Origin of the sequence: Escherichia sp. KCJ4928, assembly GCF_004352695.1 — a bacterium.
Lineage (GTDB): Bacteria > Pseudomonadota > Gammaproteobacteria > Enterobacterales > Enterobacteriaceae > ECMA0423.
The window spans coordinates 1-26,756 of the sequence record NZ_SJWV01000020.1; the positions used below are offsets into that span (position 1 = coordinate 1).

The 26,756-nt window shown below is 52.3% G+C and carries 21 protein-coding genes and 1 pseudogene; 17 read left to right on the top strand and 5 right to left on the bottom strand.

Annotated elements, in window-relative coordinates; translation table 11 throughout:
- The first annotated feature begins 220 nt into the window (after positions 1–220).
- The 7 genes and pseudogenes from E0D98_RS05255 to yahM all read left to right on the top strand — a co-directional run bounded on the left by E0D98_RS05255 (position 221) and on the right by yahM (position 7,504).
- A pseudogene (locus E0D98_RS05255) lies at positions 221–1,203 on the top strand (autoinducer 2 ABC transporter substrate-binding protein).
- A 48-nt stretch (positions 1,204–1,251) separates the two neighbouring features.
- Entirely contained in the window at positions 1,252–2,736 is a 1,485-nt protein-coding gene (locus E0D98_RS05260; protein ID WP_000447335.1) for a sugar ABC transporter ATP-binding protein, read from the top strand.
- Positions 2,729–3,700 carry an ABC transporter permease gene (locus E0D98_RS05265; RefSeq protein WP_000818900.1) on the top strand — a complete coding sequence of 324 codons (972 nt, stop codon included), beginning with the start codon at positions 2,729–2,731 and terminating at the stop codon, positions 3,698–3,700. Before E0D98_RS05260 ends, E0D98_RS05265 begins: the two co-directional genes overlap by 8 nt.
- Positions 3,697–4,653 (top strand): ABC transporter permease, encoded by a 957-nt coding sequence (locus tag E0D98_RS05270; RefSeq protein ID WP_000750340.1) that lies wholly within the window; start codon positions 3,697–3,699, stop codon positions 4,651–4,653. Before E0D98_RS05265 ends, E0D98_RS05270 begins: the two co-directional genes overlap by 4 nt.
- Positions 4,654–4,739: 86 nt before the next feature.
- On the top strand, positions 4,740–5,789 hold the full coding sequence (gene yahK / locus E0D98_RS05275; protein ID WP_000692742.1) for an NADPH-dependent aldehyde reductase YahK: 1,050 nt from the start codon (positions 4,740–4,742) through the stop codon (positions 5,787–5,789).
- Positions 5,790–6,031: 242 nt separating this feature from the next.
- Complete coding sequence (gene yahL, locus E0D98_RS05280) at positions 6,032–6,847, top strand: protein YahL (RefSeq protein ID WP_001299540.1); 816 nt, start codon at positions 6,032–6,034, stop codon at positions 6,845–6,847.
- Between the two features lie 411 nt (positions 6,848–7,258).
- Positions 7,259–7,504: a protein YahM gene (gene yahM, locus E0D98_RS05285; protein WP_000290611.1), complete on the top strand. Its 246-nt coding sequence runs from the start codon at positions 7,259–7,261 to the stop codon at positions 7,502–7,504.
- 16 nt (positions 7,505–7,520) lie between these two features.
- Here the strand turns inward: yahM and E0D98_RS05290 are convergent, their stop codons facing one another.
- A complete protein-coding gene (locus E0D98_RS05290; RefSeq protein WP_001299549.1) occupies positions 7,521–8,153 on the bottom strand; it encodes a LysE family transporter in 633 nt (210 codons plus the stop codon).
- 185 nt (positions 8,154–8,338) lie between these two features.
- Here E0D98_RS05290 and yahO point away from each other — a divergent pair, with 185 nt between their 5' ends.
- On the top strand, positions 8,339–8,614 hold the full coding sequence (gene yahO, locus E0D98_RS05295) for a DUF1471 family periplasmic protein YahO (protein ID WP_131890546.1): 276 nt from the start codon (positions 8,339–8,341) through the stop codon (positions 8,612–8,614).
- Positions 8,615–8,711: 97 nt separating this feature from the next.
- On the opposite strand, the gene prpR is transcribed toward yahO, so the two are convergent.
- Positions 8,712–10,298: a propionate catabolism operon regulatory protein PrpR gene (prpR, locus tag E0D98_RS05300; RefSeq protein WP_000941039.1), complete on the bottom strand. Its 1,587-nt coding sequence runs from the start codon at positions 10,296–10,298 to the stop codon at positions 8,712–8,714.
- Positions 10,299–10,535: 237 nt separating this feature from the next.
- Here prpR and prpB point away from each other — a divergent pair, with 237 nt between their 5' ends.
- From prpB to codA, 6 genes are all read left to right on the top strand, one after another.
- Positions 10,536–11,426: a methylisocitrate lyase gene (prpB, locus tag E0D98_RS05305; RefSeq protein WP_000052202.1), complete on the top strand. Its 891-nt coding sequence runs from the start codon at positions 10,536–10,538 to the stop codon at positions 11,424–11,426.
- A 44-nt stretch (positions 11,427–11,470) separates the two neighbouring features.
- Positions 11,471–12,640: a 2-methylcitrate synthase gene (gene prpC / locus E0D98_RS05310; protein ID WP_001285909.1), complete on the top strand. Its 1,170-nt coding sequence runs from the start codon at positions 11,471–11,473 to the stop codon at positions 12,638–12,640.
- A gap of 33 nt (positions 12,641–12,673) precedes the next feature.
- Entirely contained in the window at positions 12,674–14,125 is a 1,452-nt protein-coding gene (gene prpD, locus E0D98_RS05315) for a 2-methylcitrate dehydratase (protein WP_001275861.1), read from the top strand.
- 39 nt (positions 14,126–14,164) lie between these two features.
- Positions 14,165–16,051 (top strand): propionate--CoA ligase, encoded by a 1,887-nt coding sequence (gene prpE / locus E0D98_RS05320; RefSeq protein ID WP_000010294.1) that lies wholly within the window; start codon positions 14,165–14,167, stop codon positions 16,049–16,051.
- A 236-nt stretch (positions 16,052–16,287) separates the two neighbouring features.
- On the top strand, positions 16,288–17,547 hold the full coding sequence (gene codB / locus E0D98_RS05325; RefSeq protein WP_000076234.1) for a cytosine permease: 1,260 nt from the start codon (positions 16,288–16,290) through the stop codon (positions 17,545–17,547).
- A complete protein-coding gene (gene codA, locus E0D98_RS05330; protein ID WP_001295686.1) occupies positions 17,537–18,820 on the top strand; it encodes a cytosine/isoguanine deaminase in 1,284 nt (427 codons plus the stop codon). The genes codB and codA overlap by 11 nt, the downstream gene beginning before the upstream one ends.
- 39 nt (positions 18,821–18,859) lie before the next feature.
- On the opposite strand, the gene cynR is transcribed toward codA, so the two are convergent.
- Positions 18,860–19,759: a transcriptional regulator CynR gene (cynR, locus tag E0D98_RS05335; protein WP_000952485.1), complete on the bottom strand. Its 900-nt coding sequence runs from the start codon at positions 19,757–19,759 to the stop codon at positions 18,860–18,862.
- 109 nt (positions 19,760–19,868) lie between these two features.
- Between cynR and cynT the strand changes: the two genes are divergently transcribed.
- Genes cynT through cynX form a run of 3 tightly spaced genes read left to right on the top strand, consistent with a single transcriptional unit; the run spans position 19,869 to position 22,216 of the window.
- A complete protein-coding gene (gene cynT, locus E0D98_RS05340) occupies positions 19,869–20,528 on the top strand; it encodes a carbonic anhydrase CynT (protein WP_000658652.1) in 660 nt (219 codons plus the stop codon).
- 30 nt (positions 20,529–20,558) lie between these two features.
- Entirely contained in the window at positions 20,559–21,029 is a 471-nt protein-coding gene (gene cynS / locus E0D98_RS05345) for a cyanase (RefSeq protein WP_000616241.1), read from the top strand.
- Between the two features lie 5 nt (positions 21,030–21,034).
- Entirely contained in the window at positions 21,035–22,216 is a 1,182-nt protein-coding gene (cynX, locus tag E0D98_RS05350; RefSeq protein ID WP_001348386.1) for a cyanate transporter CynX, read from the top strand.
- 78 nt (positions 22,217–22,294) lie between these two features.
- Here the strand turns inward: cynX and lacY are convergent, their stop codons facing one another.
- Together lacY and lacZ are read right to left on the bottom strand one after the other, a co-directional pair.
- Positions 22,295–23,548, bottom strand: coding sequence for a lactose permease (gene lacY, locus E0D98_RS05355; protein WP_000291549.1), 1,254 nt, complete (start codon positions 23,546–23,548; stop codon positions 22,295–22,297).
- 51 nt (positions 23,549–23,599) lie between these two features.
- Positions 23,600–26,674 (bottom strand): beta-galactosidase, encoded by a 3,075-nt coding sequence (lacZ, locus tag E0D98_RS05360; protein ID WP_000177970.1) that lies wholly within the window; start codon positions 26,672–26,674, stop codon positions 23,600–23,602.
- Between the last annotated feature and the right edge of the window lie 82 nt (positions 26,675–26,756).

The window sequence follows — 26,756 nt, forward strand, 5'->3', positions numbered from 1 at the left end:
ACATAAAATATCGCTAATTTTGTTTATTTTGCTATTTTTTACGTGATGAATGTCACACTTATTGTTGCTGCCCGTTTTGTCCATATTTATAACCATATTTTTAATAGCTGCCTGAAATAGGGCTGTTTATTCTGCATAAAAATATTCGAAAATTCTTATTCTCTCCAGCGCGCTAATTTGGGCGAACACTTCCTGACTACCCTGCAATGAGGCTGAAATGATGAATAAACGTTTTGTTATCAATATGGTGTCTTCGCTGTTATTAGGCGCTGCGCTAATTTCTGCGCCGCTCCAGGCAGCGGAAAAAGTCGTGGTGAATATTTCTAAAGTCGATGGTATGCCGTGGTTTAATCGCATGGGCGAAGGTGTGGTTGAGGCGGGTAAAGCCTTTGGTGTTAATGCCTCACAGGTGGGGCCTTCAAGTACTGATACTCCGCAACAAGTTAAAATTATTGAGGATTTAATCGCCCGTAAGGTTAATGCAATTACTATCGTGCCAAACGATGCCAACGTGCTGGAACCGGTATTCAAAAAAGCGCGAGATGCCGGAATTGTGGTTCTGACCAACGAATCCCCCGGTCAGCCAAGTGCTAACTGGGATATTGAAATCATTGATAACGAAAAATTTGCCGCTGAATATGTTGAGCATATGGCGAAACGCATGGGGGGCAAGGGCGGCTATGTGATTTACGTGGGTAGTTTGACCGTGCCGCAGCATAACTTATGGGCTGACTTGCTGGTGAAATACCAGAAAGAGCATTACCCGGATATGCATGAAGTTACCCGCCGCATGCCGGTTGCCGAGAGTGTGGATGACTCACGTCGTACCACACTGGACCTGATGAAAACCTATCCTGACTTGAAAGCGGTTGTCTCCTTTGGTTCAAACGGTCCGATTGGCGCGGGACGTGCGGTGAAAGAGAAACGGGCGAAAAATAAAGTCGCAGTCTATGGCATGATGATCCCTTCACAGGCGGCATCACTGATTAAAAGTGGTGATATCACCGAAGGGATTACTTACGTCCGGCCTCTGCAGGTTACGCACTCGCAGCCGTCGCCAGCACGTTGCTGAAGGGTGAAGAGATCAAACCTGGATTAGAAATGCAGAATCTGGGTAAGGCCGACGTAGATATGGATAAGCGAATTATCCGTTTCCATAAGGTATTACTGGTCAACAAAGACAATATCGACTCACTTTATTAATCCATTTCTTCGGGGCGAAAGCCCCGATTCTTATTGCCAGGGGATGTTATGGAAACTTTCCTTTCCCTTCGTCATATCAACAAAACGTTTCATGCCACGCGAGCGCTGCGCGATGTTTCTCTCGACTTTATGTCGGGTGAAGTGCACTGCCTTGCCGGGCAAAACGGCTGTGGTAAATCGACGTTGATTAAAATTATGTCCGGTGTTTATCGCCCGGATGAGGGAGCGGAAATTACGCTTGGTGGGAAAAACTGGTCAAAGCTGACACCCGCCGCTTCGGTGGCGCAGGGGATTCAGGTGATTTATCAGGACCTCTCTTTATTTCCTAACCTGAGTGTCTGGGAGAATATCGCCGTGAATCACTATCACCACGGTCTGTTTGTTAACCGCCGTCGTCTGCGTGAGGTGGCGCAGGCGGCAATGACCAGTATTAACGTCACATTGCCACTGGATACACTCGTTTCTGAGCTTTCAATTGCCCGCTGTCAGCTGGTGGCTATTTGCCGTGCACTGGCGCAGGACGCACGGTTGATCGTGATGGATGAACCAACCGCTTCGCTGACCCATCAGGAAGTGCAAGGGTTATTACAGGTGGTGCATCAATTGCGTGAACGCGGGATCTGCGTGGTCTTCGTCAGTCATCGTCTGGAAGAAGTGATGGAAGTTTCCGACCGTATTTCAGTGCTGAAAGATGGTGAGCTGGTCGGGACTTTTCCGGCTGCAGAGATGACCACAAAACAACTCGGTTTCCTGATGACCGGCCAGGAGTTCGAATATCAGGTGCGAGAGTTGTGGCAGGGAAAATCCAGCACCCCGGTGCTTGAGGTGCGTAATTTAAGTCGTCATGGGGAATATCTAAATATTAACTTGCGGGTGGAAGCGGGCGAAGTGGTATCGATTGTTGGCCTGCTTGGTGCGGGGCGCACGGAATTATGTCTGAGTCTGTTTGGTATGACCCGACCGGATGCTGGCGAGATCCTCATCAACGGCCAGCCGGTTACACTGCATAGTAACCAGGACGCTATCCGCCACGGTATTGGTTATGTTTCGGAAGATCGCATGTCGCGCGGTTTGGTGATGGCGCAATCTATTGAAGACAACATCATTAGCACTGTTTTTCACAAGGTAAAAGATCGCTTCGGCTTTCTGAGTGAAACTAAAGTTCGTGACCTGGTGGACAGGCTAATCAAGGCATTGACCATCAAAGTCTCTGATCCTCATCTTCCGGTGAATACGCTTTCTGGTGGTAACGCGCAGCGAGTATCGATCGCCAAATGGCTGGCGATTGGGCCACGACTGTTGATTCTCGATAGCCCGACAGTCGGTGTTGATATCGCCAACAAAGCAGGAATATACGGCATTATCAGCGATCTGGCGGCTCATGGCATTGCGGTATTGATGATCTGCGATGAAATTGAAGAAGCGTGGTATCAAAGCCACCGGATTTTGGTAATGCAAAAAGGTCAGATCACCCATAGCTTCCTGCCTGACAGCAGTTCTCAGGCCAGGATTGCGGAGGTGGTAAATGGCTGAACTGAAAAAACGCCATGAATTCTGGCTGGCATTACTGATTGTGGTGCTGTTTGTTGGCCTTGCCTGGCGCAGCGACGAGTTTCTGACATTCGGTAATTTGTACGATCTCGCCAATAACTATGCCATGTTGACTATTCTCGCCTGTGGTTTGTTTGTGGTGTTGATTTCCGGTGGAATTGATATTTCGTTTCCAGCAATGACCATCATTGCGCAATACGGCATGGTGCTGTTGCTGCAAAAAATTGGTGGCAACTTCGCTGTCGCGTTTGCACTGGCGGGCTGCATCGGCATTTTACTTGGCTTAATTAACGCCTTACTGGTTAATCGCCTACGGGTGCCTTCTATCATCATCACTATCTCGACGCTGAATATTTTCTATGGCCTGCTGTTATGGTTGAGTAAAGGTGTGTGGCTGTACGACTTTCCGCCGTGGTTTGAGCAGGGGGTTATGTTGTTCAAGTACACCGATGCTGATGGCTATGACTATGGCCTTGGTCTGCCGCTGATCGCCATGATTACGGTGGTGCTGCTAACAGCGTTTATCATGAATTTCACCAGTGTAGGGCGCAAAATTTATGCCCTTGGCGGGAACCGCGAATCAGCCAGTCGCATCGGCTTTAGCGTGCTGAAACTGCAACTTTTCGTCTATGGCTATATGGGATTGATGTCTGGCGCTGCGGGTGTAGTGCAGTCGTGGACGGTGATGACTGTCGCCCCCGATTCTCTTCTGGGTTATGAGCTGACAGTACTGGCTGCGGTGGTGCTTGGCGGCACTAGTTTGCTCGGCGGGCGCGGCACGTTAACCGGTACTTTGCTCGGCGTGGTGTTGTTGGCAGTGATGCAAAACGGGCTAAATTTATTGGGAGTCTCGTCTTACTGGCAAACATTGATCACCGGCATCATCATCGTTGCCAGCATTAGTGCCACGGCGTGGAGTCAGCATCAGAACCGGAGTCTGCTATGAAAAAATCGTGGCGTAATAACGTTGAGTTTTACTTGATCGGCCTGCTGGTGCTAACTGTTGCCGCGTTCAGCATTACTATGCCGGAGATTTTCTGGTCGATAAGTAATTTCCAGTCCGTCGCTTCGCAAATGCCCGTGCTGGGCATTCTGGCGTTGGCTATGGCGGTGACCATGCTTTGCGGTGGCATTAACTTGTCAATTATAGCCACTGCTAACGCCTGTTCACTGGTGATGGCGTGGGTGGCGACTCAGTATCCACCGGGTATTGCTACGGTTGTCGCTACGTTACTGGCGGGCGCTGGCGCGGCGGTGATAATCGGTTTATGTAACGGCGTATTGATTGCTGGTATTCGAGTGTCGCCAATTCTTGCAACGCTTGGGATGATGACGTTGCTCAAAGGGATAAATATTCTGGTGACAGGTGGTAGCGCCATTGCCAATTATCCCTCATGGGTGCTGTGGTTGAATCATGCGCAATGGTTCGGTATTCCGCTACCGATGTGGTTGTTTGCCGCAGTGGCACTGGGGCTATGGATATTGCTGGAGAAAACGCCGCTCGGTAAAGCCATTTACCTGATTGGGTCTAACGAACGAGCAACACTTTACTCCGGCATTAACACTCGTCGGGTGCTGATTTGGGTTTATGTCATTTCCGCCTTGCTTTGTGCGGTAGCGGCATTTTTGATGATGTCGAAACTCAACTCGGCTAAGGCCTCTTATGGCGAATCGTACTTGCTGGTGTCAATCCTCGCGGCAGTACTCGGTGGGGTTAATCCGGACGGCGGCAGCGGGCGGATAATTGGTATGGTGCTGGCGCTGTTTCTTCTGCAAATTATTGAAAGCGGCTTCAATATTCTCGGTATAAGCCCCTACCTGACGATGGCCTTATGGGGAACGTTGCTGCTCTGTTTCATTCAGGTTCGCGGCATGTTGGGGCTGGATCGGGTGGTTTAAATATTGGCTATATTCAATGGACGCGTTTTGCCGCGATGACATATCAGGCGTCGCCAAATACACATAGCTAATCAGGAGTAAACACAATGAAGATCAAAGCTGTTGGTGCATATTCCGCTAAACAACCACTTGAACCGATGGATATCACACGGCGTGAACCGGGACCGAATGATGTCAAAATCGAAATCGCTTACTGTGGCGTCTGCCATTCCGATCTCCACCAGGTCCGTTCCGAGTGGGCGGGGACGGTTTACCCCTGCGTACCGGGTCATGAAATTGTGGGGCGTGTGGTAGCCGTTGGTGATCAGGTAGAAAAACATGCGCCGGGCGATCTGGTCGGTGTCGGCTGCATTGTCGACAGTTGTAAACATTGCGAAGAGTGTGAAGACGGGCTGGAAAACTACTGTGATCACATGACCGGCACCTATAACTCGCCGACGCCGGACGAACCGGGCCATACTCTGGGCGGCTACTCACAACAGATCGTCGTTCATGAGCGATATGTTCTGCGTATTCGTCACCCGCAAGAGCAGCTGGCGGCGGTGGCTCCTTTGTTGTGTGCAGGGATCACCACGTATTCGCCGCTACGTCACTGGCAGGCCGGGCCGGGTAAAAAAGTGGGCGTGGTCGGCATCGGCGGTCTGGGACATATGGGGATCAAGCTGGCCCACGCGATGGGGGCGCATGTGGTGGCATTTACCACTTCTGAGGCAAAACGCGAAGCGGCAAAAGCCCTGGGGGCCGATGAAGTTGTTAACTCACGCAATGCCGATGAGATGGCGGCTCATCTGAAGAGTTTCGATTTCATTTTGAATACAGTAGCTGCGCCACATAATCTCGACGATTTTACCACCTTGCTGAAGCGTGATGGCACCATGACGCTGGTTGGTGCGCCTGCGACACCGCATAAATCGCCGGAAGTTTTCAACCTGATCATGAAACGCCGTGCGATAGCCGGTTCTATGATTGGCGGCATTCCAGAAACTCAGGAGATGCTCGATTTTTGCGCCGAACATGGCATCGTGGCTGATATAGAGATGATTCGGGCCGATCAAATTAATGAAGCCTATGAGCGAATGCTGCGTGGTGATGTGAAATATCGTTTTGTTATCGATAATCGCACACTAACAGACTGAAAAAATTAATAAATACGCTGTGGTTTAACATATTAACTTCGCTCTCCACTTAACTTTTTAGTTAAGGAGAGCGAAATAATATCAAAGTAGCAGTAAAACCTATAACGTAAATTCAAATTGTTAAATTAACTCCCTCCAGTACACAATACTTCACACGTTAGTTATGAGCGATTTCTGATAGTGCCTGGTTTAATCAGAGCTTTATTATCTGCGACGTTTATTTTTATTTAAGAGAGATCGCGATGATATCATTAAAAGCTCCGCACAATAATTTGATGCCATATACGCAACAAAGCATACTTAATACGGTTAAAAACAATCAGTTACCAGAGGATATCAAAAGCTCCCTGGTTTCCTGTGTCGATATATTCAAGGTTTTGATTAAACAATATTATGATTATCCTTATGATTGTCGTGATGATTTAGTCGATGACGACAAACTCATTCATCTCATGGCTGCCGTACGAGACTGTGAGTGGTCAGACGATAACGCACTCACCATAAATGTGCAGTTTAATGATTTCCCAGGATTTTATGACTGGATGGATTACCCTGATCACCCGGTTAAGTTTGTTTTTCGCATACTTGAAAATCAAAAAGGGACAGTTTGGGTATATGACCAGGATGATGCGTTTCTTGATATTAAAGCAAATGTGCAGGCTGGACGCTTTACCGGGCTTAAGAAATTAGTGCAGTTTATCGATTCAGTGCGAACAGATTGCAAATGTATTCTTCTTGAACACCATATGCCTTTGCTGAGAATTTTCCCTAAAGGGAAAGAGTGTATGCGTGTGGAAAAATGGCTTCGCGAAATGTCGTCTATTCCGGAGACAGACGCGCCCATTAAGCAGGCGCTTGCGCATGGATTATTATTACACTTAAAAAATATCCACCCTGTTTTTCCTGAATCACTGGTGATGTTATTGCTCTCTGTTCTGGACGTAAAAACATACAGAGATGACGCACGATTAAATGAATGGATATCGAATAGAGTGCAGGAATTAGGTGACAGATATTATCCTGTAAATAAGCACGTTAAAATCCGCTACACTCTTTAGTTCAGAAAGGGTTCCACCTGCAAGTTGTTATTCCACCAGAGAGTGAATCGCAAAGCAGGTAATCATTTCATCTGTATATCCGTATGCCAAATGGCATTCCACCGCCTTTTCGCCGATATTTTGTTGTGATCGGCGACACTTCGCTTAAAAAAGCACCAGCAGTGGTTTCGCAGCCATGCGGTGTATAAAAAATGATCTCATGCAGATGTTTTGTGAATGTGTGGGTTGACATTCATATGAAAAAAATCATAATTCCATCATGTTTGTGTGGGGTCTTTTCTGTATCTTACGCATCGCACTCAAGCCTGACAGAAAATATGCTGTAAGGCTCATATCAAAAACCGCCATTAGCTCATCAGGAAGAGCAGACGACAACCAGGATTGTTGTATGGTACGGGGTTCGAGGCCTCGATGGCGGTCCAACTTTTCAAAACTCTTCTGAATCAGATCCCCTTATTATCGTCCCTGCAAAGTGGAACATTGCCATTGTTTGGCTATTCAGGACGGGTCAGACCAATGAAAAAAGCCCACACAGGGGAGAGTGGGCTGAAATGGGAAGCTAAAGACTCAAATAAACTTATCGGAAATAAGGACCACGCATTACGGGGGCTATCATCGCCGATGGCCGGGATTCGGCAAATCAGGTTGATTACGTAGAGAGTAAATTATCTGCTCACCGCTGCGTCACCCCTTCGTAAATCAGGCGTAGCGCGAATACACCAATAATTGCACCAATAACCCGACTGGCAACGCGTTGCATACGCCCATAAGCACGACGCACAGCGGGCAAAGAAAACGCCTGACTAAGAAAAACTCGCCAGATAATTGATGCGAGCACAATCCCCGCCCAGGCCATTAAACGTGCCCATGTTGGTGTTTCGGCATTTAATGTTACTGAGAAAATACTGATAAAAAATAAAACGGTTTGCGGGTTAGAGAGATCGGTAATTAATCCGCGGCGAAAAAAGACATACCAGGGGGCGCTAATCGGTTGTTGTAGTGTGCTCATTTGCGGTGTTGACTGGCGGCGCATGCTGCACCACGCAAACCATAAGAGATAAGCGCCGCCGACGATTCTGATAAGCGAAAAAATCTCCTCACACTGCGTAATTAGCGTTGCAAGACCAAACAAACCCAACCCGGAATAAAATGCATCGCCCAGCGCCACGCCCAGCCCGGTCAGCACCCCTGCGCGTCGACCGGAAGCCAGGCTGGTTTGTACTACCACAAAGAGATTGGCTCCCGGATTAAAAAAAGTAATCACGAACAGTCCTACGGTCAGGTAAACGGCGTGCAAAGGATCCATCGTGATTTCATCCATAAATAAGTGAAGTAACTTAATAATATTTCTACCAAAAATAATCGGGTGCGAGAGAGATCACAAAGTGTCTTATTTCCGGTTACTGGCGTTTATGCCCTGACTGAACTAATTATTAATCAACCCAATAATGTGGGTGGGTGATAGTGTGATAACAACTCTGGAGCCGTAATATGAAAATAATCTCTAAAATGTTAGTCGGTGCGTTAGCGTTAGCCGTTACCAATGTCTATGCCGCTGAATTGATGACCAAAGCGGAATTTGAAAAAGTTGAATCGCAGTATGAAAAAATAGGTGATATTTCAACCAGCAATGAAATGTCGACTGCAGACGCGAAAGAAAATTTGATCAAAAAAGCGGATGAAAAAGGGGCTGATGTGTTGGTACTGACCTCCGGTCAAACTGACAATAAGATCCACGGCACGGCAAATATTTATAAGAAGAAGTAATTCTGAACCCTATGTAAACATCCCCGATGCGTAAGTTTATCGGTGATCATCTATTGAAATTTATGCCGGATAAAGCGTTCGCGCTGCATTCGGCAGTTCAGCTTTTCAGCCGCCGCCAGAACGTCGTCCGGCTGATGCCTAAATAATTCGCCGCTGCTGTTTTATCGCCATTAAATTTCTCCAGTGCCTGTTGTGGTGTCAGTAAGCGTGGAGCGGGAGTTTTCGCCGACTCGCGCGCCAGTTCCGGCAGTAGCAGCTGCAAAAATTGCGGCGTTAAATCCGGCGTCGGTTCCACACTTAAAAATAGCGCCAGTCGCTCCATCATATTGCGCAGTTCACGAATATTACCTGGCCAGTCGTAGTGCACCAGCACGGTTTCGCTTGCCTGTAATCCCTGGCGTAATGCGGCAGAAAACGGGGCGGAGAGCGCCGCCAGAGACACTTTCAAAAAGCTTTCCGCCAGCGGAAGAATATCCGCCACCCGCTCGCGCAGTGGTGGCAATTGCAGACGCAAAATACTCAGCCGATAAAACAGATCACGGCGAAAACGTCCTTGCTGCATATCTTCTTCCAGCTTGCAGTGAGTGGCGCTAATGACCCGTACATCTACCGGAACAGGCTGATGCCCGCCGACGCGGGTGACCTCTTTTTCTTCCAGCACCCGTAACAGGCGAGTCTGCAAAGGTAGCGGCATTTCGCCAATCTCATCCAGAAACAGCGTACCGCCGTGGGCAATTTCGAACAGCCCGGCGCGACCTCCGCGTCGCGAGCCGGTAAACGCCCCTTCCTCATAGCCAAACAGCTCCGCTTCCAGCAGCGATTCGGCTATCGCCCCGCAGTTGACGGCAACAAACGGATGCGACTTTTTGCCCTGTCGCGCATCGTGGCGGGCAAAATATTCCCGATGAATCGCCTGGGCCGCCAGCTCTTTGCCCGTCCCCGTTTCCCCCTCAATCAACACCGCTGCACTGGAGCGGGCATACAGCAAAATAGTCTGCCGTACTTGTTCCATCTGTGGTGATTGACCGAGCATATCGCCCAGCACGTAACGAGTTCTCAGGGCGTTGCGGGTGGCATCGTGAGTGTTATGGCGTAACGACATGCGCGTCATATCCAGCGCATCGCTGAACGCCTGGCGCACGGTGGCGGCGGAATAGATAAAAATTCCGGTCATTCCGGCTTCTTCTGCCAGATCGGTAATCAGCCCCGCGCCGACCACCGCTTCAGTGCCGTTAGCTTTCAGCTCGTTAATCTGCCCGCGGGCGTCTTCTTCGGTAATGTAGCTACGTTGATCGAGGCGCAGATTAAAGGTTTTTTGAAACGCCACCAGCGCTGGAATGGTTTCCTGATAGGTGACAACGCCGATAGAAGAGGTGAGTTTTCCGGCTTTTGCCAGTGCCTGTAACACATCGTAGCCGCTCGGTTTAATCAAAATAACTGGCACTGACAGGCGGCTTTTCAGGTACGCGCCGTTAGAGCCAGCAGCGATGATGGCGTCACAGCGTTCGTTTGCCAGTTTCTTGCGGATGTAGGTCACTGCTTTTTCAAAGCCAAGCTGAATAGGGGTAATGTTCGCCAGGTGATCAAACTCGAGGCTGATATCGCGAAACAGCTCGAACAGGCGCGTTACAGATACCGTCCAGATAACCGGTTTGTCGTCATTAAGCCGTGGTGGATGTGCCATAGCGCACCGCAAAGTTAAGAAACCGAATATTGGGTTTAGTCTTGTTTCATAATTGTTGCAATGAAACGCGGTGAAACATTGCCTGAAACGTTAACTGAAACGCATATTTGCGGATTAGTTCATGACGTTATCTCTAACAAATTGAAATTAAACATTTAATTTTATTAAGGCAATTGTGGCACACCCCTTGCTTTGTTTTATTAACGAAAATAACAAGTTGATAACAAAGGATGGGCTATGTCTCTACACTCTCCAGGTAAAGCGTTTCGCGCTGCACTGACTAAAGAAAATCCATTGCAGATTGTTGGCACCATCAACGCTAATCATGCGCTGTTGGCGCAGCGTGCCGGATATCAGGCAATTTATCTCTCCGGCGGTGGCGTGGCGGCAGGGTCGCTGGGGCTGCCCGATCTCGGTATTTCTACCCTTGATGATGTGCTGACAGATATTCGCCGTATCACCGACGTTTGTTCGCTGCCACTGCTGGTGGATGCGGATATCGGTTTTGGTTCTTCGGCCTTTAACGTGGCGCGTACGGTGAAATCGATGATTAAAGCCGGTGCGGCAGGATTGCATATTGAAGATCAGGTTGGTGCGAAACGCTGCGGTCATCGCCCGAACAAAGCGATCGTCTCGAAAGAGGAGATGGTGGATCGGATCCGCGCGGCGGTGGATGCGAAAACCGATCCTGATTTTGTGATCATGGCGCGCACCGATGCGCTGGCGGTAGAGGGGCTGGATGCGGCGATCGAGCGTGCACAGGCCTATGTTGAAGCGGGTGCCGAGATGTTGTTCCCGGAGGCGATTACCGAACTCGCCATGTACCGCCAGTTTGCCGATGCGGTGCAGGTGCCGATCCTCGCCAACATTACCGAATTTGGCGCAACACCGCTGTTTACCACCGACGAATTACGCAGCGCCCATGTCGCAATGGCGCTGTACCCACTTTCAGCGTTCCGCGCCATGAACCGCGCCGCTGAGCATGTCTACAACGTCCTGCGCCAGGAAGGCACGCAGAAAAGCGTCATCGATACCATGCAAACCCGCAACGAGCTGTACGAAAGCATCAACTACTACCAGTACGAAGCGAAGCTCGACGACCTGTTTGCCCGTAGCCAGGTGAAATAAAACACAACGAAAAATATCTCGACCCTACAAATGACGAGGACAACATGAGCGACACAACGATCCTGCAAAACAGTACCCATGTCATTAAACCGAAAAAATCTGTGGCACTTTCTGGCGTTCCGGCGGGCAATACGGCGCTCTGCACCGTGGGTAAAAGCGGCAATGACCTGCATTACCGCGGCTACGATATTCTTGATCTGGCGGAACATTGCGAATTTGAAGAAGTGGCGCATCTGCTGATCCACGGCAAACTGCCGACCCGTGACGAACTCGCCGCTTACAAAACGAAACTGAAAGCCCTGCGCGGTTTACCGGCTAACGTGCGTACCGTGCTGGAAGCCTTACCGGCGGCGTCACACCCGATGGATGTTATGCGCACCGGCGTTTCCGCGCTCGGCTGCACGCTGCCAGAAAAAGAGGGACATACCGTCTCTGGCGCGCGGGATATTGCCGACAAACTACTGGCATCACTTAGCTCGATTCTCCTTTATTGGTATCACTACAGTCACAACGGCGAACGCATCCAGCCGGAAACCGATGACGACTCCATCGGTGGTCACTTCCTGCATCTGCTGCACGGCGAAAAGCCATCGCAAAGCTGGGAAAAGGCGATGCATATTTCGCTAGTGCTGTACGCCGAACACGAGTTTAACGCCTCCACCTTTACCAGTCGGGTGATTGCGGGCACTGGCTCTGATATGTATTCCGCGATTATTGGCGCGATTGGCGCACTGCGCGGGCCGAAACACGGCGGAGCGAATGAAGTGTCGCTGGAGATCCAGCAACGCTACGAAACGCCGGACGAAGCCGAAGCCGATATCCGCAAGCGGGTGGAAAACAAAGAAGTGGTCATTGGTTTTGGTCATCCGGTTTATACCATCGCCGACCCGCGCCACCAGGTGATCAAACGTGTGGCGAAGCAGCTCTCGCAGGAAGGCGGCTCGTTGAAGATGTACAACATCGCCGATCGCCTGGAAACGGTGATGTGGGAGAGCAAAAAGATGTTCCCCAATCTCGACTGGTTCTCTGCTGTTTCCTACAACATGATGGGCGTTCCCACCGAGATGTTCACACCACTGTTTGTCATCGCCCGTGTCACCGGCTGGGCGGCGCACATCATTGAACAACGTCAGGACAACAAAATTATCCGTCCTTCCGCCAATTATGTTGGACCGGAAGACCGCCAGTTTGTCGCGCTGGATAAGCGCCAGTAAACCTCTACGAATAACAATAAGGAAACGTACCCAATGTCAGCTCAAATCAACAACATCCGCCCGGAATTTGATCGTGAAATCGTTGATATCGTCGATTACGTCATGAACTACGAAATCAGTTCTAAAGTGGCCTACGACACCGCACATTACTGCCTGCTCGACACGCTCGGCTGCGGTCTGGAAGCTCTCGAATACCCAGCCTGTAAAAAACTTCTGGGGCCAATTGTCCCCGGCACCGTCGTACCCAACGGCGTGCGCGTCCCCGGAACTCAGTTTCAGCTCGACCCTGTCCAGGCGGCATTTAACATTGGCGCGATGATCCGCTGGCTCGATTTCAACGATACCTGGCTGGCGGCGGAGTGGGGGCATCCTTCCGACAACCTCGGCGGCATTCTGGCAACGGCGGACTGGCTTTCGCGCAACGCGGTCGCCAGCGGCAAAGCGCCGTTGACCATGAAACAGGTGCTGACCGCAATGATCAAAGCCCATGAAATTCAGGGCTGCATCGCGTTGGAGAATTCCTTTAACCGCGTCGGCCTCGACCACGTTCTGTTAGTGAAAGTGGCTTCCACCGCCGTGGTCGCCGAAATGCTCGGCCTGACCCGCGAGGAAATTCTCAACGCCGTTTCGCTGGCGTGGGTGGACGGTCAGTCGCTGCGCACCTATCGCCATGCGCCGAACACCGGCACGCGTAAATCCTGGGCGGCGGGCGATGCCACTTCCCGCGCGGTACGTCTGGCACTGATGGCGAAAACGGGCGAAATGGGTTACCCGTCAGCCCTGACCGCGCCGGTATGGGGCTTCTACGACGTCTCCTTTAAAGGTGAATCGTTCCGCTTCCAGCGTCCGTACGGTTCTTACGTCATGGAGAATGTGCTGTTCAAAATCTCCTTCCCGGCGGAGTTCCACTCCCAGACGGCAGTTGAAGCGGCGATGACGCTCTATGAACAGATGCAGGCAGCAGGCAAGACGGCGGCGGATATCGAAAAAGTGACCATTCGCACCCACGAAGCCTGTATTCGCATCATCGACAAAAAGGGGCCGCTCAATAACCCGGCTGACCGCGACCACTGCATTCAGTACATGGTGGCGATCCCGCTGTTATTCGGGCGCTTAACGGCGGCAGATTACGAGGACAACGTTGCGCAAGATAAACGCATCGACGCCCTGCGCGAGAAGATCAATTGCTTTGAAGATCCGGCATTTACCGCTGACTACCACGACCCGGAAAAACGCGCCATCGCCAATGCCATTACCCTTGAGTTCACCGACGGCACACGATTTGAAGAAGTGGTGGTGGAGTACCCCATTGGTCATGCTCGCCGCCGTCAGGATGGTATTCCGAAACTGGTCGATAAATTCAAAATCAATCTCGCGCGCCAGTTCCCGACTCGCCAACAGCAGCGCATTCTGGAGGTTTCTCTCGACAGAACTCGCCTGGAACAGATGCCGGTCAATGAGTATCTCGACCTGTACGTCATTTAAGTAAACGGCGGTAAGGCGTAAGTTCAACAGGAGAGCATTATGTCTTTTAGCGAATTTTATCAGCGTTCGATTAACGAACCGGAGCAGTTCTGGGCCGAGCAGGCCCGGCGTATTGACTGGCAGACGCCCTTTACGCAAACGCTCGACCACAGCAATCCGCCGTTTGCCCGTTGGTTTTGTGAAGGCCGAACCAATTTGTGCCACAACGCTATCGACCGCTGGCTGGAGAAACAGCCAGAGGCACTGGCATTGATTGCCGTCTCTTCGGAAACAGAAGAAGAGCGCACCTTTACCTTTCGCCAGCTGCATGACGAAGTGAACGCGGTGGCCTCAATGTTGCGCTCACTGGGCGTGCAGCGCGGCGATCGGGTGCTGGTGTATATGCCGATGATTGCCGAAGCGCATATTACTCTGCTGGCCTGCGCGCGCATTGGTGCTATTCATTCGGTGGTATTTGGTGGTTTTGCCTCGCACAGCGTGGCGGCGCGAATTGATGACGCTAAACCGGTGCTGATTGTCTCGGCTGATGCCGGAGCGCGCGGTGGCAAAATCATTCCCTATAAAAAATTGCTCGACGATGCGATAAGTCAGGCGCAGCACCAGCCACGCCATGTTTTGCTGGTGGATCGCGGACTGGCGAAAATGGCGCGCGTCAGCGGGCGGGATGTCGATTTCGCGTCGTTGCGCTATCAACACATCGGCGCGCGGGTACCGGTGGCGTGGCTGGAATCCAACGAAACCTCCTGCATTCTCTACACTTCCGGCACGACCGGCAAACCTAAAGGCGTGCAGCGTGACGTCGGCGGATATGCGGTGGCGCTGGCGACCTCGATGGACACCATTTTTGGCGGCAAAGCGGGCGGCGTGTTCTTTTGCGCATCGGATATCGGCTGGGTGGTGGGGCATTCGTATATCGTTTACGCGCCGCTGCTGGCGGGGATGGCGACTATCGTTTACGAAGGATTGCCGACCTGGCCGGACTGCGGCGTGTGGTGGAAAATCGTCGAGAAATATCAGGTTAGCCGGATGTTCTCAGCGCCGACCGCTATTCGCGTGCTGAAAAAATTCCCTACCGCTGAAATTCGCAAACACGATCTCTCGTCGCTGGAAGTGCTCTATCTGGCTGGAGAACCGCTGGACGAGCCGACCGCCAGTTGGGTGAGCAATACGCTGGATGTGCCGGTCATCGACAACTACTGGCAGACCGAATCCGGCTGGCCGATTATGGCGATTGCTCGCGGTCTGGACGACAGGCCGACGCGTCTGGGAAGCCCCGGCGTGCCGATGTATGGCTATAACGTGCAGTTGCTTAATGAAGTCACCGGCGAACCGTGTGGCGTCAACGAGAAAGGGATGCTGGTGGTGGAAGGGCCGCTGCCGCCGGGGTGTATTCAGACCATCTGGGGCGACGACGGCCGCTTTGTGAAGACTTACTGGTCGCTGTTTTCCCGCCCGGTGTACGCCACCTTTGACTGGGGCATCCGTGACGCTGACGGTTATCACTTTATTCTCGGGCGCACTGACGATGTAATTAACGTTGCCGGGCATCGGCTGGGGACGCGCGAGATTGAAGAGAGTATCTCCAGCCATCCGGGCGTTGCCGAAGTGGCGGTGGTTGGGGTGAAAGATGCGCTGAAAGGGCAGGTGGCGGTGGCGTTTGTCATTCCGAAAGAGAGCGACAGTCTGGAAGATCGTGATGTGGCGCACTCGCAAGAGAAGGCGATTATGGCGCTGGTGGACAGCCAGATTGGCAACTTTGGCCGCCCGGCGCACGTCTGGTTTGTCTCGCAATTGCCAAAAACGCGATCCGGAAAAATGCTGCGCCGCACGATCCAGGCGATTTGCGAAGGACGCGATCCTGGGGATCTGACGACCATTGATGATCCTGCGTCGTTGGATCAGATCCGCCAGGCGATGGAAGAGTAAGGTATTGTCGGATGCGTCGCGTGGCGCATCCGACACCATGCGCCGATGCCTGATGCGACGCTTACCGCGTCTTATTATGCCTACCCACTGTTTTTACACCGATAATTTTTCCCCCACCTTTTTGCACTCATTCATATAAAAAATATGTTTCCCCACGAAAACGATTGCTTTTTATCTTCAGATGAATAGAATGCGGCGGATTTTTTGGGTTTCAAACAGCAAAAAGGGGGAATTTCGTGTCGCAAGATAACAACTTTAGCCAGGGGCCAGTCCCGCAGTCGGCGCGGAAAGGGGTATTGGCATTGACGTTCGTCATGCTGGGATTAACCTTCTTTTCCGCCAGTATGTGGACCGGCGGTACTCTCGGAACCGGTCTTAGCTATCATGATTTCTTCCTCGCAGTTCTCATCGGTAATCTTCTCCTCGGTATTTACACTTCATTTCTCGGTTACATTGGCGCAAAAACCGGCCTGACCACTCATCTTCTTGCTCGCTTCTCTTTTGGTGTTAAAGGCTCATGGCTGCCTTCACTGCTACTGGGCGGAACTCAGGTTGGCTGGTTTGGCGTTGGCGTGGCGATGTTTGCTATTCCGGTGGGTAAGGCAACCGGGCTGGATATTAATTTGCTGATTGCCGTTTCCGGTTTACTGATGACCGTCACCGTCTTCTTTGGCATTTCGGCGCTGACGGTTCTTTCGGTGATTGCGGTTCCGGCTATCGCCTGTCTTGGCGGTTATTCCGTATGGCTGGCCGTTAACGGCATGGGCGGCCTGGACGCCTTAAAAGCGGTCGTTCCCGCACAACCGTTAGATTTCAATGTCGCGCTGGCGCTGGTTGTGGGGTCATTTATCAGTGCGGGCACGCTCACCGCTGACTTTGTCCGCTTTGGTCGCAATGCCAAACTGGCGGTGCTGGTGGCGATGGTGGCCTTTTTCCTCGGCAACTCGTTGATGTTTATTTTCGGTGCAGCGGGCGCTGCGGCACTGGGGATGGCGGATATCTCTGATGTGATGATTGCTCAGGGCCTGCTGTTGCCTGCGATTGTGGTGCTGGGGCTAAATATCTGGACCACCAACGATAACGCGCTCTATGCGTCGGGTTTAGGTTTCGCCAACATTACCGGGATGTCGAGCAAAACCCTTTCGGTAATCAACGGTATTATCGGTACGGTCTGCGCATTATGGCTGTATAACAATTTTGTCGGCTGGTTGACCTTCCTTTCGGCAGCTATTCCTCCGGTGGGTGGCGTGATCATTGCCGACTATCTGATGAACCGTCGCCGCTATGAGCACTTTGCGACCACGCGTATGATGAGTGTCAATTGGGTGGCGATTCTGGCGGTCGCCTTGGGGATTGCTGCAGGCCACTGGTTACCGGGAATTGTTCCGGTCAACGCGGTATTAGGTGGCGCGCTGAGCTATCTGATCCTTAACCCGATTTTGAATCGTAAAACGACAGCAGCAATGACGCATGTGGAGGCTAACAGTGTCAAATAACGCTTTACAAACAATTATTAACGCCCGGTTACCAGGCGAAGAGGGGCTGTGGCAGATTCATCTGCAGGACGGAAAAATCAGCGCCATTGATGCGCAATCCGGCGTGATGCCCATAACTGAAAACAGCCTGGATGCCGAACAAGGTTTAGTTATACCGCCGTTTGTGGAGCCACATATTCACCTGGACACCACGCAAACCGCCGGACAACCGAACTGGAATCAGTCCGGCACGCTGTTTGAAGGCATTGAACGCTGGGCCGAGCGCAAAGCGTTATTAACCCATGACGATGTGAAACAACGCGCCTGGCAAACGCTGAAATGGCAGATTGCCAACGGCATTCAGCATGTGCGTACCCATGTCGATGTTTCGGATGCAACGCTAACTGCGCTGAAAGCAATGCTGGAAGTGAAGCAGGAAGTCGCGCCGTGGATTGATCTGCAAATTGTCGCCTTCCCTCAGGAAGGGATTTTGTCGTATCCCAACGGTGAAGCGTTGCTGGAAGAGGCGTTACGCTTAGGGGCAGATGTAGTGGGGGCGATTCCGCATTTTGAATTTACCCGTGAATACGGCGTGGAGTCGCTGCATAAAACCTTCGCCCTGGCGCAAAAATACGACCGTCTCATCGACGTTCACTGTGATGAGATCGATGACGAGCAGTCGCGCTTTGTCGAAACCGTTGCTGCCCTGGCGCACCGTGAAGGCATGGGCGCGCGAGTCACCGCCAGCCACACCACGGCAATGCACTCCTATAACGGGGCGTATACCTCACGCCTGTTCCGCTTGCTGAAAATGTCCGGTATTAACTTTGTCGCCAACCCGCTGGTCAATATTCATCTGCAAGGACGTTTCGATACGTATCCAAAACGTCGCGGCATCACGCGCGTTAAAGAGATGCTGGAGTCCGGCATTAACGTCTGCTTTGGTCACGATGATGTCTTCGATCCGTGGTATCCGCTGGGAACGGCGAATATGCTGCAAGTGCTGCATATGGGGCTGCATGTTTGCCAGTTGATGGGCTACGGGCAGATTAACGATGGCCTGAATTTAATCACCCACCACAGTGCCAGAACATTGAATTTGCAGGATTACGGCATTGCCGCCGGAAACAGCGCAAACCTGATTATCCTGCCGGCTGAAAATGGATTTGATGCGCTGCGCCGTCAGGTTCCGGTACGTTATTCGGTACGTGGCGGCAAGGTGATTGCCAGTACACAACCGGCACAAACCACCGTATATCTGGAGCAGCCAGAAGCCATCGATTACAAACGGTAATTTCCTCTGTGTTGAAGAGCCACTGACCTGTGTCAGTGGCTACCGTGATTCATTCTCGCCAACATCCGCACATTCCTCCAACGCCATGTGCAAAAATGCCTTCGCGGCGGCTGTCTGCCAGCTATTTTTCCGCCGCAACAAAACCGCCGTTCTCTCCAGTAGTGGCGGGGCAAGAGAAATCGCTTTAAGCCCGTCATGTTGTGTGGCAATCGCTGCTGGTAACAATGTGGAAAGGGAAGTGCGGCGAATCAGCTCCAGAACCGCGCTAATTGAGTTCGCCTCAATGACCACCTGTGGATGTAGCCCCGCTTTCTCGCAGTAGTGGTCAATTTGCTCTCTGGTGGCAAATTCCGCGCTGAGCAGGACCAGTTTTTCATCATGCAAGCGACTCAACGCCACCTGTTCACAGGCAGCCAGCGGATGATGTTGCGCCACGACTAACGCTAAACTTTCTGTCAGTAAAGGAATTGCCTCCAGCTCCGGCGAATGCACAGGCGCGAAGGCAATCCCAACGTCCAGCTCGTCGCGACAAAGCAGATCTTCGATTTTCTCCTGCGACATTTCCTGTAGCTGGAGCGTGATGCCGGGGTAGCGCGCATAGAAATCCGCCATTAAAGGGCCGATAAAGTAGCTTGTAAAGGTGGGGGTGACGGCGATACGCAGCGATCCTCGCGTCAGATCGGCAACATCATGAATCGCCCGTTTACCCGCTCCCAGTTCCTGTAACGCCCGGCTGGCGTACTGTCGCCAGACTTCTCCTGCATCGGTGAGACGAATCGTTCGCCCGCTACGGTCAAACAGCGGCACGCCTAAACTCTCCTCTAACTGGCGAATCTGCTGGGAAAGCGCAGGCTGAGAGACGTGCAACGCACTGGCGGCACGGGTGAAGCTGCCATGTTCAGCCACGGCAAGAAAATAATTGATATGTCGAGAGAGCATTCGCCAACCTATAAGTAAATCCAATAGAACTCATCATAAATGAGACTTTTACCTTATGACAATCGGCGAGTAGTCTGCCTCTCATTCCAGAGACAGACAGAGGTTAACGGTGAAAGAGATTATTGATGGATTCCTTAAATTCCAGCGCGAGGCATTTCCGAAGCGGGAAGCCTTGTTTAAACAGCTGGCGACACAGCAAAGCCCGCGCACACTTTTTATCTCCTGCTCCGACAGCCGTCTGGTCCCTGAGCTGGTGACGCAACGTGAGCCTGGCGATCTGTTCGTTATTCGCAACGCGGGCAATATCGTCCCTTCCTACGGGCCGGAACCCGGTGGCGTTTCTGCTTCGGTGGAGTATGCCGTCGCTGCGCTTCGGGTATCTGACATTGTGATTTGCGGTCATTCCAACTGTGGCGCGATGACCGCCATTGCCAGCTGTCAGTGCATGGACCATATGCCTGCCGTCTCCCACTGGCTGCGTTATGCCGATTCAGCCCGCGTCGTTAATGAGGCGCGCCCGCATTCCGATTTACCGTCAAAAGCTGCGGCGATGGTACGTGAAAACGTCATTGCTCAGTTGGCTAATTTGCAAACTCATCCATCGGTGCGCCTGGCGCTCGAAGAGGGGCGGATCGCCCTGCACGGCTGGGTCTACGACATTGAAAGCGGCAGCATCGCAGCGTTTGACGGCGCAACCCGCCAGTTTGTGCCACTGGCAGCTAATCCGCGCGTTTGTGCCATACCGCTACGCCAACCGACCGCAGCGTAACCTTATTTTTAAACCATCAGGAGATGCACCATGATTCAGTCGCAAATTAACCGCAATATTCGTCTTGATCTTGCCGATGCCATTTTGCTCAGCAAAGCTAAAAAAGATCTCTCATTTGCCGAGATTGCCGACGGCACCGGTCTGGCAGAAGCCTTTGTAACCGCGGCTTTGCTGGGGCAGCAGGCGCTTCCTGCCGACGCCGCCCGCCTGGTCGGGGCGAAGCTGGATCTCGACGAAGACGCCATTCTACTGTTGCAGATGATTCCACTGCGTGGCTGCATTGATGACCGTATTCCAACCGACCCAACGATGTATCGTTTCTATGAAATGTTGCAGGTGTACGGCACAACCCTGAAAGCGTTGGTTCATGAGAAGTTTGGCGATGGCATTATCAGCGCGATTAACTTCAAACTCGACGTTAAGAAAGTGGCGGACCCGGAAGGTGGCGAACGTGCGGTCATCACCTTAGATGGTAAATATCTGCCGACCAAACCGTTCTGACAGCCATGCGCAACCATCAAAAGACGTTCACGATGCTGCTGGTTCTGGTGCTGATTGGTCTTAATATGCGACCACTGCTCACCTCCGTCGGTCCACTGCTACCGCAATTGCGCCAGGCGAGCGGAATGAGCTTTAGCGTGGCTGCCCTGTTGACCGCTCTGCCGGTGGTCACCATGGGCGGGCTGGCGCTGGCCGGAAGCTGGCTTCATCAGCATGTCAGCGAACGTCGCAGCGTCGCCATCAGTCTGTTGCTGATTGCCGTCGGTGCATTGATGCGTGAGCTTTACCCCCAAAGTGTGCTGCTGCTTAGCAGCGCACTGCTTGGTGGGGTGGGGATCGGTATCATTCAGGCGGTGATGCCTTCAGTGATTAAACGGCGGTTTCAGCAACGCACGCCACTGGTGATGGGGCTGTGGTCTGCGGCTCTGATGGGCGGCGGTGGACTTGGTGCCGCCATAACGCCCTGGTTAGTTCAACATAGCGAAACCTGGTATCAAACACTCGCCTGGTGGGCGCTGCCTGCCGTTGTTGCGCTCTTTGCCTGGTGGTGGCAAAGCGCCCGCGAGGTCGCCTCTTCCCACAAGACAACAACCACTCCGGTTCGCGTGGTATTCACTCCCCGCGCGTGGACGCTGGGTGTTTACTTCGGTCTGATTAACGGCGGTTACGCCAGCCTGATTGCCTGGTTACCCGCTTTCTATATTGAGATTGGTGCCAGCGCGCAGTACAGCGGTTCCTTACTGGCATTGATGACGCTTGGGCAAGCCGCAGGAGCTTTGCTGATGCCTGCTATGGCTCGCCATCAGGATCGGCGCAAACTGTTAATGCTGGCGCTGGTGTTACAACTGGTGGGGTTCTGCGGCTTTATCTGGCTGCCGCTGCAATTGCCGGTATTGTGGGCGATGGTGTGTGGGTTAGGTCTGGGCGGCGCGTTTCCGCTCTGTTTGCTGCTGGCGCTCGATCACTCTGCGCAACCAGCTATTGCTGGCAAGCTGGTGGCGTTTATGCAGGGGATCGGTTTTATCATCGCCGGGCTTGCCCCTTGGTTTTCTGGTGTGCTGCGTAGTATCAGCGGCAATTACCTGATGGACTGGGCGTTTCATGCGCTGTGTGTCGTTGGGCTGATGATCATAACCCTGCGTTTTGCACCAGCACGTTTTCCGCAGCTGTGGGTCAAAGAGGTATGATGCGACGCTTGTTTCGCCAGATGATGGAGCTATAAATAATTGTCGGATGTGCCCAGTGGCGCATCCGACATTAATTGCTTAAGCGACTTCATTCACCTGACGACGCAGCAGGGAAAGCGGGCCGGGGCCGCTAAGCGTGAACACGGAAATTAAGGTGAAGCCCAGCGCCACCAGACCCAGCACCAGATAAGCGCCCTGGAAACCGATGCTTTCATACATATTGCCCGCCAGTACAGACATAAAAATCATCGCCAGTTGCTTAAAGAAGCAGAAACAGACCAGATAAATCGTCGCTGAAAAACGCACTTCAAACTGGCTGGTAATATATTTAAAGCAGCCCACCAGCAGGAACGGTACTTCAAACATATGCAGCGTTTTCAGAATAACCACTTCCAGCGCTGAGGTGGCGAACGATGAGCCAATAATACGTACAGACATAATAGTGCCAGCCAGCAGCAGGGCATTTTTCCCACCGATGCGATTAATAATCAGTGGCGCAAAGAACATAATCGAGGCGTTAAGTAATTCGCCCATTGTCGTTACGTAGCCAAATACCCGCGTACCCTGTTCACCGGTAGCAAAGAACGAAGTAAAGAAATTAGCAAACTGTTGGTCAAAAACATCGTAGGTGCAGGAAACGCCAATAACATACAGTGACAAAAACCACAGTTTTGGCTGTCTGAACAGTTCCAGCGCCAGCTTAAGGCTAAATGCCGAATGGTTGGCACCTACCGCATTGGCAACCGTGGCGGAAGAGGGCGCATCCGTTTTGGCGAAAAAGAGTAAAACGGCGAGGATGAGTGCACAGCCAGAACCCAGCCAGAAAACAAACTGATTATTGATGGTGAACATGATGCCGACAATCGAGGCACACAACGCCCAGCCAACACAGCCAAACATCCGCGCGCGACCAAATTCGAAATTACTGCGACGGCTGACTTTCTCAATAAATGCCTCTACTGCTGGCGCACCGGCGTTAAAACAAAAGCCTAGATAAATACCACCAACAATCGATCCTACTAAAATGTTGTACTGTAACAGCGGGCCGAAGATAAAAATAAAGAACGGCGCAAACATCACTAACATGCCGGTAATAATCCACAGCAGGTATTTGCGCAGCCCGAGTTTGTCAGAAAGCAGACCAAACAGCGGTTGGAATAATAGCGAGAACAGAGAAATAGCGGCAAAAATAATACCCGTATCACTTTTGCTGATATGGTTGATGTCATGTAGCCAAATCGGGAAAAACGGGAAGTAGGCTCCCATGATAAAAAAGTAAAAGAAAAAGAATAAACCGAACATCCAAAAGTTTGTGTTTTTTAAATAGTACATAATGGATTTCCTTACGCGAAATACGGGCAGACATGGCCTGCCCGGTTATTATTATTTTTGACACCAGACCAACTGGTAATGGTAGCGACCGGCGCTCAGCTGGAATTCCGCCGATACTGACGGGCTCCAGGAGTCGTCGCCACCAATCCCCATATGGAAACCGTCGATATTCAGCCATGTGCCTTCTTCCGCGTGCAGCAGATGGCGATGGCTGGTTTCCATCAGTTGTTGTTGGCTGTAGCGACTGATATTGAACTGGAAGTCGCCGCGCCACTGGTGTGAGCCATAATTCAATTCGCGCGTCCCGCAGCGCAGACCGTTTTCGCTCGGGAAGACGTACGGGGTATACATGTCTGACAATGGCAGATCCCAGCGGTCAAAACAGGCGGCAGTAAGGCGGTCGGGATAGTTTTCTTGCGGCCCTAATCCGAGCCAGTTTACCCGCTCTGCTACCTGCGCCAGCTGGCAGGTCAGGCCAATCCGCGCCGGATGCGGTGTATCGCTCGCTACTTCAACATCAACGGTAATCGCCATTTGACCACTACCATCAATCCGGTAGGTTTTCCGGCTGATAAATAAGGTTTTCCCCTGATGCTGCCACGCGTGGACAGTGGTAATCAGCACCGCGTCGGCAAGTGTATCTGCCGTGCACTGCAACAACGCCGCTTCGGCCTGGTAATGGCCCGCCGCCTTCCAGCGTTCGACCCAGGCGTTCGGGTCAATACGGGTCGCTTCACTTACGCCAATGTCGTTATCCAGCGGTGCACGGATGAACTGATCGCGCAGCGGGGTCAGCAGTTGTTTTTCATCGCCAATCCACATCTGTGAAAGAAAGCCTGACTGGCGGTTAAATTGCCAACGCTTATTATCCAGCTCGATGCAAAAATCCGTTTCGCTGGTGGTCAGTTGCGGGATGGCGTGGGGCGCGGAGGGGAGTGTCACGCTGAGGTTTGCCGCCAGACGCCACTGCTGCCAGGCGCTGATGTGTCCGGCTTCTGACCATGCGGTCGCGTTCGGTTGCACTACGCGTACTGTGAGCCAGAGTTGCCCGGCGCTCTCCGGCTGCGGTAGTTCAGGCAGTTCAATCAACTGTTTACCTTGTGGAGCGACATCCAGAGGCACTTCACCGCTTGCCAGCGGCTTACCATCCAGCGCCACCATCCAGTGCAGGAGCTCGTTATCGCTATGACGGAACAGGTATTCGCTGGTCACTTCGATGGTTTGCCCGGATAAACGGAACTGGAAAAACTGCTGCTGGTGTTTTGCTTCCGTCAGCGCTGGATGCGGCGTGCGGTCGGCAAAGACCAGACCGTTCATACAGAACTGGCGATCGTTCGGCGTATCGCCAAAATCACCGCCGTAAGCCGACCACGGGTTGCCGTTTTCATCATATTTAATCAGCGACTGATCCACCCAGTCCCAGACGAAGCCGCCCTGTAAACGGGGATACTGACGAAACGCCTGCCAGTATTTAGCGAAGCCGCCAAGACTGTTACCCATCGCGTGGGCGTATTCGCAAAGGATCAGCGGGCGCGTCTCTCCAGGTAGCGAAAGCCATTTTTTGATGGACCATTTCGGCACAGCCGGGAAGGGCTGGTCTTCATCCACGCGCGCGTACATCGGGCAAATAATATCGGTGGCCGTGGTGTCGGCTCCGCCGCCTTCATACTGCACCGGGCGGGATGGATCGACAGATTTGATCCAGCGATAGAGTGCGTCGTGATTAGCGCCGTGGCCTGACTCATTTCCCAGCGACCAGATGATCACACTCGGGTGATTACGATCGCGCTGCACCATTCGCGTTACGCGTTCGCTCATCGCCGGTAGCCAGCGCGGATCATCGGTCAGACGATTCATTGGCACCATGCCGTGGGTTTCAATGTTGGCTTCATCTACCACATACAGGCCGTAGCGGTCGCACAGCGTGTACCACAGCGGATGGTTCGGATAATGCGAACAGCGCACGGCGTTAAAGTTGTTCTGCTTCATCAGCAGGATATCCTGCACCATCGTCTGCTCATCCATGACCTGACCATGCAGAGGATGATGCTCGTGACGGTTAACGCCGCGAATCAGCAACGGCTTGCCGTTCAGCAGCAGCAGACCATTTTCAATCCGCACCTCGCGGAAACCGACATCGCTGGCTTCTGCTTCAATCAGCGTGCCGTCGGCGGTGTGCAGTTCAACCACCGCACGATAGAGATTCGGGATTTCGGCGCTCCACAGTTTCGGGTTTTCGACGTTCAGACGTAGTGTGACGCGATCGGCATAACCACCACGCTCATCGATAATTTCACCGCCGAAAGGCGCGGTGCCGCTGGCGACCTGCGTTTCACCCTGCCACAAAGAAACCGTCACCCGCAGCTCATCGCGCAGCTCGCCATACATCTGAACTTCTGCTTCCAGTACCGCGCGGCTGAAATCATCATTAAAGTGAGTGGCAACATGGAAATCGCTGATTTGTGTGCTCGGTTTGTGCAGCAACGAGACGTCACGGAAAATGCCGCTCATCCGCCACATATCCTGATCTTCCAGATAACTGCCGTCACTCCAGCGCAGCACCATCACCGCGAGGCGGTTTTCTCCGGCGCGTAAAAATGTGCTCAGGTCAAATTCAGACGGCAAACGGCTGTCCTGGCCGTAACCGACCCAGCGCCCGTTGCACCACAGATGAAACGCCGAGTTAACACCATCAAAAATAATTCGCGTCTGGCCTTCCTGTAGCCAGCTTTCATCAATATTAAATGTGAGCGAGTAACAACCCGTCGGATTCTCCGCGGGAACAAAAGGCGGATTGACCGTAATGGGATAGGTCACGTTGGTGTAGATGGGCGCATCGTAACCGTGCATCTGCCAGTTTGAGGGGACGACGACAGTATCGGCCTCAGGAAGATCGCACTCCAGCCAGCTTTCCGGCACCGCTTCTGGTGCCGGAAACCAGGCAAAGCGCCATTCGCCATTCAGGCTGCGCAACTGTTGGGAAGGGCGATCGGTGCGGGCCTCTTCGCTATTACGCCAGCTGGCGAAAGGGGGATGTGCTGCAAGGCGATTAAGTTGGGTAACGCCAGGGTTTTCCCAGTCACGACGTTGTAATACGACGACCAGTGAATCCGTAATCATAGTCATAGCTGTATCCTGTGTAAAATTGTTATCCGCTCACAATTTCACACAACATACGAGCCGGAAGCATAAAGTGTAAAGCCTGGGG

Excerpts from the sequence above, each read along its gene's own strand:
- E0D98_RS05260 (WP_000447335.1), top strand. The coding sequence starts at position 1,252 with ATGGAAACTTTCCTTTCCCTTCGTCATATCAACAAAACGTTTCATGCC.
- E0D98_RS05265 (WP_000818900.1), top strand. The coding sequence starts at position 2,729 with ATGGCTGAACTGAAAAAACGCCATGAATTCTGGCTGGCATTACTGATT.
- E0D98_RS05270 (WP_000750340.1), top strand. The coding sequence starts at position 3,697 with ATGAAAAAATCGTGGCGTAATAACGTTGAGTTTTACTTGATCGGCCTG.
- yahK (WP_000692742.1), top strand. The coding sequence starts at position 4,740 with ATGAAGATCAAAGCTGTTGGTGCATATTCCGCTAAACAACCACTTGAA.
- yahL (WP_001299540.1), top strand. The coding sequence starts at position 6,032 with ATGATATCATTAAAAGCTCCGCACAATAATTTGATGCCATATACGCAA.
- yahM (WP_000290611.1), top strand. The coding sequence starts at position 7,259 with ATGGCGGTCCAACTTTTCAAAACTCTTCTGAATCAGATCCCCTTATTA.
- E0D98_RS05290 (WP_001299549.1), bottom strand. The coding sequence starts at position 8,153 with ATGGATCCTTTGCACGCCGTTTACCTGACCGTAGGACTGTTCGTGATT.
- yahO (WP_131890546.1), top strand. The coding sequence starts at position 8,339 with ATGAAAATAATCTCTAAAATGTTAGTCGGTGCGTTAGCGTTAGCCGTT.
- prpR (WP_000941039.1), bottom strand. The coding sequence starts at position 10,298 with ATGGCACATCCACCACGGCTTAATGACGACAAACCGGTTATCTGGACG.
- prpB (WP_000052202.1), top strand. The coding sequence starts at position 10,536 with ATGTCTCTACACTCTCCAGGTAAAGCGTTTCGCGCTGCACTGACTAAA.
- prpC (WP_001285909.1), top strand. The coding sequence starts at position 11,471 with ATGAGCGACACAACGATCCTGCAAAACAGTACCCATGTCATTAAACCG.
- prpD (WP_001275861.1), top strand. The coding sequence starts at position 12,674 with ATGTCAGCTCAAATCAACAACATCCGCCCGGAATTTGATCGTGAAATC.
- prpE (WP_000010294.1), top strand. The coding sequence starts at position 14,165 with ATGTCTTTTAGCGAATTTTATCAGCGTTCGATTAACGAACCGGAGCAG.
- cynR (WP_000952485.1), bottom strand. The coding sequence starts at position 19,759 with ATGCTCTCTCGACATATCAATTATTTTCTTGCCGTGGCTGAACATGGC.
- cynS (WP_000616241.1), top strand. The coding sequence starts at position 20,559 with ATGATTCAGTCGCAAATTAACCGCAATATTCGTCTTGATCTTGCCGAT.
- cynX (WP_001348386.1), top strand. The coding sequence starts at position 21,035 with ATGCGCAACCATCAAAAGACGTTCACGATGCTGCTGGTTCTGGTGCTG.
- lacY (WP_000291549.1), bottom strand. The coding sequence starts at position 23,548 with ATGTACTATTTAAAAAACACAAACTTTTGGATGTTCGGTTTATTCTTT.
- lacZ (WP_000177970.1), bottom strand. The coding sequence starts at position 26,674 with ATGACTATGATTACGGATTCACTGGTCGTCGTATTACAACGTCGTGAC.